Annotated in this window: 2 protein-coding genes; one reads left to right on the top strand and one right to left on the bottom strand. The window is 68.6% G+C overall.

Annotation, left to right across the window (positions count from 1 at the left end; translation table 4 throughout):
- The coding region (locus FJM08_RS08550; protein WP_275576043.1) for an IclR family transcriptional regulator domain-containing protein at positions 1 to 293 on the top strand (293 nt) is incomplete at its 5' end.
- Between the two features lie 10 nt (positions 294 to 303).
- On the opposite strand, the gene FJM08_RS08545 is transcribed toward FJM08_RS08550, so the two are convergent.
- Positions 304 to 509: hypothetical protein (locus FJM08_RS08545; RefSeq protein ID WP_211331347.1), on the bottom strand; the 206-nt coding region annotated here is incomplete at its 5' end.

Below are 509 nucleotides of genomic sequence, written 5' to 3'. Positions count from 1 at the left end.
GCGCCAAAGTGTTGCTGGCCCACACCGACGCCGCCACCCAAGCGGCCGTATTGCCAAAGGCGGTGTTCAGCGCCCGAGCGCTGGCCGAGGTGTGCCGGCGCGGCTGGGCGCAAAGCGTGGCCGAACGCGAGCCTGGCGTGGCGAGCGTGTCGGCGCCGGTGCGCGACGGCCGGGGCGTCGTGATCGCTGCCATCTCGGTGTCCGGCCCGATCGACCGGATGGGCCGCCGCCCGGGGGTCCGATGGGCCGCCGACCTGCTGTCCGCGGCGGACGCGCTCACCCGACGGCTCTAGCCGCGTTGTGCTACATCGGTTCGACCGCGATCACATAGTCATTGCCGTGCCACAGACCGTCTTGCCGCTCGTTGAGCTGCAATGCCCGAGCGCGCAGTTCTTCCACATAGGCACGCATTGCCATGCCAAGCCCGTTGGAGGAGAATCGCTCGATTCGGGCCAAGCACATGTTGAGTTGGCCGTTCACGTAGCGAGCTCGGTAGCGGATGGGGAAGC

It is taken from the genome of Metamycoplasma equirhinis, assembly GCF_006385185.1.
Lineage (GTDB): Bacteria > Bacillota_I > Bacilli_A > Mycoplasmatales > Metamycoplasmataceae > Metamycoplasma > Metamycoplasma equirhinis.
Note: the sequence above shows the minus strand (reverse complement) of the source record. Positions and strands in the feature narration are given on the sequence as shown.